Origin of the sequence: Frankia sp. AgKG'84/4, assembly GCF_023242965.2 — a bacterium.
Taxonomy (GTDB): domain Bacteria; phylum Actinomycetota; class Actinomycetes; order Frankiales; family Frankiaceae; genus Frankia.
Map to the genome: position 1 here is coordinate 1 of NZ_JALKFU020000242.1, position 7,668 is coordinate 7,668.

Sequence of the window (7,668 nt, forward strand, 5' to 3'; positions counted from 1 at the left end):
GCCCGGCGGTGGCGCCGCCGTACGGCGGTCCTCCCTCTCCCGGGCCCCGCTCGCCTGCCCGCGCTCTCCCCGTGCCGGCCGGGCGCCCGACTGCTGGCGCTGCGCCATGCGATCGCGAGGCGGGGACCACCCCGCACAGCGTTGCTCTGACGCGCCCGCGCCCCCGCACGGACTTGACCGGCGGCGGGGTCGCGCGCACCGCTGTTCTTCGCACTTCCACCCTGCGCCGAACCAGCGCGGCCCCACGTCCCGGGACCTTCCCCGGGGACGTCGACCTGCCCGGTCGCGGCGCATCACCCGCGCGGGTGACCACTGGCCTGCCAGTGCGTCGGGCGATCCGTGGACGGTCGAGCCATGAGCCGCGCGCGGGGACCAACGCTTCCTGGAGACACCGTGAGCCTCAGAACTCCCTCCTTGACCGACCCCGCTGGCCTCGCTGGCCTTGCTCGCCAGCCGGCGGTCCCGGCGGTCCCGGCGGTGCCCGCGGCATCCGCGACCAGGCGTGCCGCAGGCGAACTGGAACGGGCCGTTCTCGCCCTGCTCTGGTCCGCCGGTGAACCGCTCATGCCCACTGCGATTCAGCATCGCCTGGGCGGCGGTTTGGCCCAGAGCACCGTGGCGACCACCCTGCTGCGGCTGGTCGCCAAAGGTCTGGCGGACCGCGCGCCACACGGCCGGGGCTTCGCCTACCGGCCGTTGCAACGCGCGGAGCAGCACGCCGCCATCCAGATGATCGATTTTCTGCGTCGCGGCGACCGGCCTGACGACGTGCTCCGTCACTTCGCCCGCGCACTCCCGCCTGGCCACCGGGAGGTGCTCCGCGCCGCGCTGACCGTCGCTGGCTGACGATCGGACCACGACTAGGCGAACCACCACTGGGCGAGCCACGCCATGGTGTGCCACCGCGAGCCAGGGCCCGCGGTGGCACACCGGCGGACCGCGCCGATCATCCGCTCAGGCCAGCAGCGTCTCGCCGACGAACCCACCGCGGGCACATCCCGGCGGCAGCGCGAACACGGCCGAGCCCACTGGGGTTATCCACTCGTTGAGCAGGTCGAGCTCCTCCAACCGGCGCTGGATGGGCACGAACTGGCTGCTCACGTCGGCTTGGTACGAGGCGAACAACAGGCCGGAGTTCGACACCTGCCCGTCCGCCGGGTTGTCGTCGTAGTTGTAGGAGCGGCGGAAGATCCGTTCCGCCGGGTTGTCGGAACGGGCTCGTCGACCATGAGAGAAGTCGGGGATGACCGGGAAGCCGATCGTCGTCGTCGCGGTGAAGTCCGGCTCGTCATGCTCCCGGGAGCCCGTCAGCGGCCCCGTTCGACAGCGAGCGGCCGACGGCCTGCTCGCGATCCGAGCGGTCCAGACGGTCCCATTTATCAAGATTCATCGCGATGCGGCGCAGCACCAGGCTGCTGCCGCCAGCGAGCCAGTCGTGGTCCGCGCCGCACCAGACGAGCCGGTCGAACTCGACGGTGCCGGGCGTCGGGTTGGCGGATCCGTCGATCCGCCCGAATGGGTTTCGCATCGTGGTGCCCGCGGGTTCGGCGCCGTGACTGCGGCGGAATCCGGTCTGCCGCCAGCGCACGGCGGCGAAGCCACGGCAGTCCTTCACCAGCATCCGCGCGGCGTGAGCAGCCGTCACGGGATCGGCAGCGCCGAGGTGCAGCAGCAGGTCTCCACCGGTCCAGGCGGGATCCAGCCGGTCGATGGAGAACGGCGGTAGTGCGCGCAGCCACGAAGGCACCGCCGCGTCACCGGCCGCCCGCGCGACCAGATCGGGGCCGAACCCGAAGGTCACCGTCGGCCGTGCTGGTACGAGCCCGAGCTCCGGCTTGGAGTCGGCCAGCGCCGGCTCGCCCCGGGTGAGCCGGTCGGTGTCATCGGTGAGGATGCGTAGCATCCGGCGGAGGCCGTCGCGGTCGACCCCGTCGCGCTGGTCCAGGGCGAGGAACGTCGCGTGGGCCTGCGGCACTGTCGCGATCCCGGTCTGATGGACGCCGTGGAAAGGCTCGGTCCGGCTGCCGTGCGGTGAAGCCTGGTCCGGCGACGCGGCTGGAGCATGCTCGTCCCAGCCCAGCATCTGGTCCGCGCCGATCGCGGTGAGCGCGCCGCCGGCGGCAACACCGCCACCGACCAGCAGCCGCCGGCTCGGCCCCGCTCGTCGCCGACCGGGCCCGGCGTCCTGCTCGGCGGTCATCAGCGGTTGCTCGCCACCGGGCTCCCGCTCGGCTTCGGTGACGTGGTCCCCATGCCACCCCTGGGCGTGTCACCGCTTTCATAGGTCTCGTTGGCACCCGAGTAGTCCTTCGCGGGCGCGGTGAAACCGAACGTCGAACGGTCGGAGAACGTGATGGTGAACGTGACCTCATCGACGGCGACTTCGGACCGGCGAACGTCAACGTCGCGGCCCAGCAGGACGATCCCGGCTCACTGCTGTCCTGGTTCACCGCGATGATTCGCACATACCGCCGCTGCCCCGAGTTCGCCTGGGGCACCTCCACGGTGCTCGACTGCGGAGTCCCGTCCGTCCTCGCGCACCACGCCGATCTCGACGGCCAGACCATCATCGCGGTGCACAACCTCCGCAGGGAGGTCGCCGAAATACACCTTTCCCGCACCGATGTCGAGCGCGGCGACCGCCTGGTCGGCCTGACCGGCTCTAACGAATGTCGTCGCCGACCTGGCCGTCGGCGACGACAGAGCCGTCGACTACGGTTTCCGCCGGCTACGTCTTCGCCGCAGCGCGACGAACGAATAGGTGCCGCAGGGCCGTCAGCGGACCGCACTCCTCGCCGGACGGCGCGACGTTGAGAAGGCCGCGAGCAGACTGCGGCGTCGAGGACGACGACCGGATCCATCAGCCGCCAGTGTCCGGTCGCCATTTGGTTGGCACTGATAATGATCTGTGGTGGTGGGTTAGCAAACGATTCGCGACTTGACGATCTTACGCGCTTCGTGATGCAATGGACGCGCTGGGTCGTCTATGTGAGGGTTGGCCTACGTGTCTCAATCGGATCTGCGCGCGATCTTCCGTTCTAATGACCGTGAGCTGAAGGCAGTCGACTTCTTCGCTGACCGGCGTGACGAGTGGGCGACCGTGGCAGAAAGTCTCGCCCGGCATACGCAGCGCACGCGGAACTCCGCATTTGACGTGGAAGATCTGGAAAGCCCACGCGAGAACGTCCTCGTCTTTTATGGTGTTGGCGGCATCGGTAAGTCCATGTTTTCGCGTGGCTTGGTTGAGCATCTGTCCGCAGGCGAATTCCGGGGAACTGACTGGCCTCCACTGCGGCAGGAAGTGGGCAGGGTAATCCCAGTCCGTATCGACCTGTCCCGGGATGTTGGTAGCGACTTCGAGTCGCTGGTCTTGGCCCTTCGCCTGGCGGTAGCCGAGATCGGCCAGCCCATGCCAGCGTTCGACATCGCATTTCAGCGTTACTGGAGCCGAAACCATCCAGGTGAGCCGCTCGACGAATATCTCCGCCTCCGAACTTGGTTTAACCGGTTTCCAGGCGCCCGCTCGCTGTCCGACCAGATGCAGTCGGCGCTGGCCGACGTCGCCCAGGCTGTGGCATTCCCGGGAACAATCGGATCCCTGGCCGGCCAAGGACTGAAGTCGATCATCCGGGGGCTGCGAGAGCACCGGCACCAGCTTCGGGCTCTTGCGGACTGCCGACGGCTGGCCGACCTACTTGAGGCCGAGCCGGACTTGGAGGCGCTCAGTTACTACTCGCATCTGCTCGCCTGGGACCTGAGCCAAGTGTCCGCAAAGAAGGCGGTGACTCTCGCCGTGCTCTTGGACACCTTTGAGGATGTAGGCGATCGTGTACATCGTGACCTCGAACGACTGATTCAGCGCATGGTCTGGCTGATGCCGAATGCCCTCTTCATCGTGACGGGCCGCAACAGGCTGGAATGGGCAGAAAGAAAACTCGAAGGTCAGCTGGACTGGGCAGGTCCCGAATTCTGGCCCCTGCTTGCCGGTGGGGCGTCCGGTGAGCCGCGTCAGCATATTGTCGGCTACCTGTCACCCGGCGACTGCGAGAAATATCTTTCTGAGCGCCTCACCGTGAGCGGGAGACCGCTGATTGATGAAGCAACAAGGAGTCTGATTATTGGCAACTCTCATGGCCTACCGCTGTATCTTGATCTGGCGGTAATGCGCTTTCTGGACCTCTATAGGAGGCACGGCAGGACTCCGACCGCCGAAGAGTTCAACCTGGACTTTCCGGCGCTCGCTGCCCGCACCTTTCGTGATCTTACCCCGGATGTCCGACGGGTTTTGCGGGCAGTGAGTCTCCTCGGCTCCTTCTCGGTGGAACTCGCCTCAGCCACAGCGGGGCTGGACCAGGACGCTCCGGTGCTGGAGCTGATTGAGCGGCCATTCATCGACGAAGACCGAGATATCCTCTGGCCTTATCGATTGCATGATCTTATTCGAGAGGCAGTACGCGAAACGGACTCGGTCAGTGAGGATCGATGGACACCCGCGGACTGGCGGCGGGCCGCCTCACGCGCGTTCGACGCGTACGGGAGCGAGGCAACCGGAAATCGCAGCAAATTGGTCGCTGCGCTGAGGCAAGGCATGATTCTTGCCCGGGACTACAATCTGGAACTTGGCTGGCTTGAGGATGCGGCCTTCCGTTACGTCCAGGACTTTGTCTGGGAGTCGATTGAACTCCCCGCCAGTCCGGGACCGCACCTTCGCGAAAATGGCGAGACAAACGGCTCGGTGGATGCCCTGGCGATGGCGCTGAACGCCATTTCCCAGCGGCAGCATCAGCACCGCGGTAGAACCGCCGAACAGCTTCGTATCGTCCTGGCCTCGGGTCGATTGCCAGACTCTCTTCTGGAACTGCCTCGATACTTCATCGCAGAATGTGACCGCGACCTGGGAAACCTGCGGCAGTCTATGGAAGGAATGAGACAGGTAGTCGATGGTGGTGGCAGACTAGTTCCCATTGCGGCTCGCGGTCTTGTGCATCTTGCCCGCCGGGCTGGACGTTTCCCAGAGGTGCTTTCCACTGCCGAGAGCCTTGGGCCGGAAGGGCGACGAGAGCGCGTCCTCGGCGACCTCTGGTGGACTCAGGGAAACATTACCCTCGCCTGCTCCCTGTACGCTGCCAGTCGAGACGAAGCAATAGCAACCGGGCAGCCGGGCGAGGCTGCGCTCTCGCAAGCCTGCATGGCCTTCGCAGCCGCCTTCCAGGACAGGAATCGTGCCACGGAGCAGATCGCCCGCGCTGATGCTCTGCTGACAGGTATCTCGCTTCGGTGGGCAGAGATCCACACGCGTGCCGCTGAACTTCTGCGAGACGCAGGTATCGCCGTCGATCTTCTTGAACGGGCCGAGGATCTGGCTGGGACGGCCGGCGAAGCTGGCCTGTCATCCTCGGTTGCTTACATCCGCTTCGCGGCATGTCTACATGCTGTGGTACTTAATTCACCGACCCTCCTGGCCGACGCGAGAGCCCAACTGCACACTTGCATCCATGGCGAGGAGTTCGCCTACCTCGGGGAGCTGACCTACCTGGCCGCGGGCGACGAGCCACCCTCGGACCTTCCTCTGGCACAGTGGCTGGACGGACCGGACCAGGTCCGCGCCCGTTGGACCGAGATCGTCAACGATCGGCGACGGGAAGCGGCAGTGTGACGAGGGGAATGAGCTCTATGGCAAATTATACAACGGCGGACCAGGTCAACCTGGAGGCAGTCTCAGCTGAATATGCGCTCGAGGAAATTGTACTGTCTCCGTTGGCGGGTGGCGCTGCGAACTCCAGCTTTCACCTCTTTTCGGCCAGTGGCGAGTTTGTTCTGACCATCCTTGATAATCATGATATTCCAAGTGCGAGGCGGCTCGCGGCGCACACGAAAACTGTGTTCAGACTGGGAATTCCGACAACAGAGGTTGTTCCGACTGTCGAGGGTGACCTTATTGCCACGTTTGACGGTCGACCGATCATCCTGAAACGGTGGATCGCCGGTGAGGTGCGCGACCCTCTTCCCCAACCGCTTCTGCCCGAGGCTGGACGAGTTCTCGCTCGCATCCATAAACTAGACCCTAACGCTCCAGATCTGAGTGGCGTCCCATGCGGTACCCGGCGGCTCTCGTACGCGCAGGAAGGCATGATTCCGCAATTTGTCGACGAAGAATTCGGCGGCTGGCTCTCCGAGGGTCTCGGGCGAGTGCGTGCCGCGGAGGCGAAGCGGCATCGCGCCAGTAGACTTTGCCACGGTGATCTTTTTGCGGACAATATCATTGCAACTGACTGTGGCCATATTTCCGTTCTGGATTGGGAGACAATCTCCCTCGACGACCCTCTTCTCGATCTGGGAATGACTATTGTCGGCCTTGGTCAGGAGGCCGGCCTTCTTGATCTTGGGCGGATGGAGGATATAGTCGGCGGGTACCGGGAGATCGAATCGCTCGATGAAGCGGACCTTATTTTCCTCCCGATGGAGATTGTCTATGCCGCGATGATTATTGCTTATCATCGCTATATTCGACACAATATTCGTTTTCCAAATCCGGAAAGAAGCTCCTATCATCGCGAAATGGTGAGATTTGTGGAGTCGGTGCAGAACAGTTTTCCGATGTGGGCTTAGGGCAGACGTCGCGGGTAAGCATCGGGTGCGGTGCGCTTATCTTCGGAGCGAGCTGGTGCACGGGACTGCGGGCGGTCGTCAACGCGGGCGGTCGGTGCCTCTGGTGAACAGGGCGATGCAGAGGATGAGCAGGGGGCCGCAGACCAGGAGGCCGGCTTCGGGGCCGACCAGGGTCCACAGGCCGCCGGCGGTGATGGTCGCGAGGACCCGCCCGGCGCTCTGCAGGCCGGAGAGCGCGCCGAACACCGCCCGGTGCGTCTGCGGCGGGGTCAGGCGGCCGGCGCCGGTGAACTCGGCGGCGTCGACGGCGCCCGCGGCCGCGCCGGCGAGCAGGAAGCAGACGACCATCGCGCTCACGTCGCCCTTGCCGGCGAAGGAGAAGCCCGCGTACGCGCCGAGCAGGAAGGCGGCGCCGACCGCGATCACCCGGCCGGCGCCGAACCGGTCGGCGAGCCGGCCGCCGAACACCGCCGCGGCCGCCGAGGACAGGTGGAACAGGCCGTAGAGCAGGGCCACCGCCTGGAGCTGGCTGAGCCGTCCGGTGCCGTCGGGCAGCAGCTTGCTGGCCCGCAGCAGCAGGAGCACCGCCGCGATGTTGGACGCCTCGTAGCAGGTGATGCCGAGGGCGAGCCGGCGCAGCGGCGGTTCGCGCAGCAGCGCGAGACCGGGCCGGGTCTGGGCCGGCGCGTCGTGGTCGAGGGTGTTCCGGCCGGTGAGCGTGCCGTGCGCACTCACCGCGACCGCGGCGACCACGGGGACCAGCGCGAGCAGAAGCACCGTGCGCACCTCGAAGAAGGCGAGCAGCAGCGCCGCCGCGAGCGCGCCGAAGGCGGCACCGAGGGCTCCCACCGAACGTTCAGCGCCGAGCCGGGCGCCGAGCCTGTCCGGTGCCGCGGTCGCGCTCGCCTTGTCCAGCAGCGTCGGGGTGCCCAGCCCGCGGGCCACCCACGACCCGGACCGGCACGCCCCCGCCTGCCACACCGCGTTGCTGCCGGCGAGGAAGGCGGCGGCCAGTGCCAGCCCGGCGTTCCCGGCGATGGTCAACGGGCCGCGCAGCCC

At 66.3% G+C, this 7,668-nt stretch carries 6 protein-coding genes; 3 read left to right on the top strand and 3 right to left on the bottom strand.

Annotated features, from left to right (window positions below; genetic code table 11):
- The first annotated feature begins 477 nt into the window (after positions 1-477).
- On the top strand, positions 478-846 hold the full coding sequence (locus tag MXD58_RS15570) for a BlaI/MecI/CopY family transcriptional regulator (protein WP_250609447.1): 369 nt from the start codon (positions 478-480) through the stop codon (positions 844-846).
- A gap of 108 nt (positions 847-954) precedes the next feature.
- Here MXD58_RS15570 and MXD58_RS31690 read toward each other — a convergent pair whose 3' ends face one another.
- Positions 955-1,383, bottom strand: a complete 429-nt coding sequence (locus MXD58_RS31690; protein WP_518478121.1) for a Dyp-type peroxidase — start codon at positions 1,381-1,383, stop codon at positions 955-957.
- Entirely contained in the window at positions 1,289-2,200 is a 912-nt protein-coding gene (locus tag MXD58_RS15575) for a Dyp-type peroxidase (protein ID WP_518478123.1), read from the bottom strand. Before MXD58_RS15575 ends, MXD58_RS31690 begins: the two co-directional genes overlap by 95 nt.
- Before the next feature lie 804 nt (positions 2,201-3,004).
- Here MXD58_RS15575 and MXD58_RS15580 point away from each other — a divergent pair.
- Together MXD58_RS15580 and MXD58_RS15585 are read left to right on the top strand one after the other, a co-directional pair.
- Complete coding sequence (locus MXD58_RS15580; RefSeq protein ID WP_248839673.1) at positions 3,005-5,656, top strand: hypothetical protein; 2,652 nt, start codon at positions 3,005-3,007, stop codon at positions 5,654-5,656.
- Positions 5,657-5,664: 8 nt separating this feature from the next.
- Positions 5,665-6,609, top strand: a complete 945-nt coding sequence (locus tag MXD58_RS15585) for a phosphotransferase (protein WP_248839674.1) — start codon at positions 5,665-5,667, stop codon at positions 6,607-6,609.
- Positions 6,610-6,687: 78 nt separating this feature from the next.
- Here the strand turns inward: MXD58_RS15585 and MXD58_RS15590 are convergent.
- A partial coding sequence (locus MXD58_RS15590; RefSeq protein ID WP_250609448.1) for an MFS transporter occupies positions 6,688-7,668 on the bottom strand: 981 nt, incomplete at its 5' end.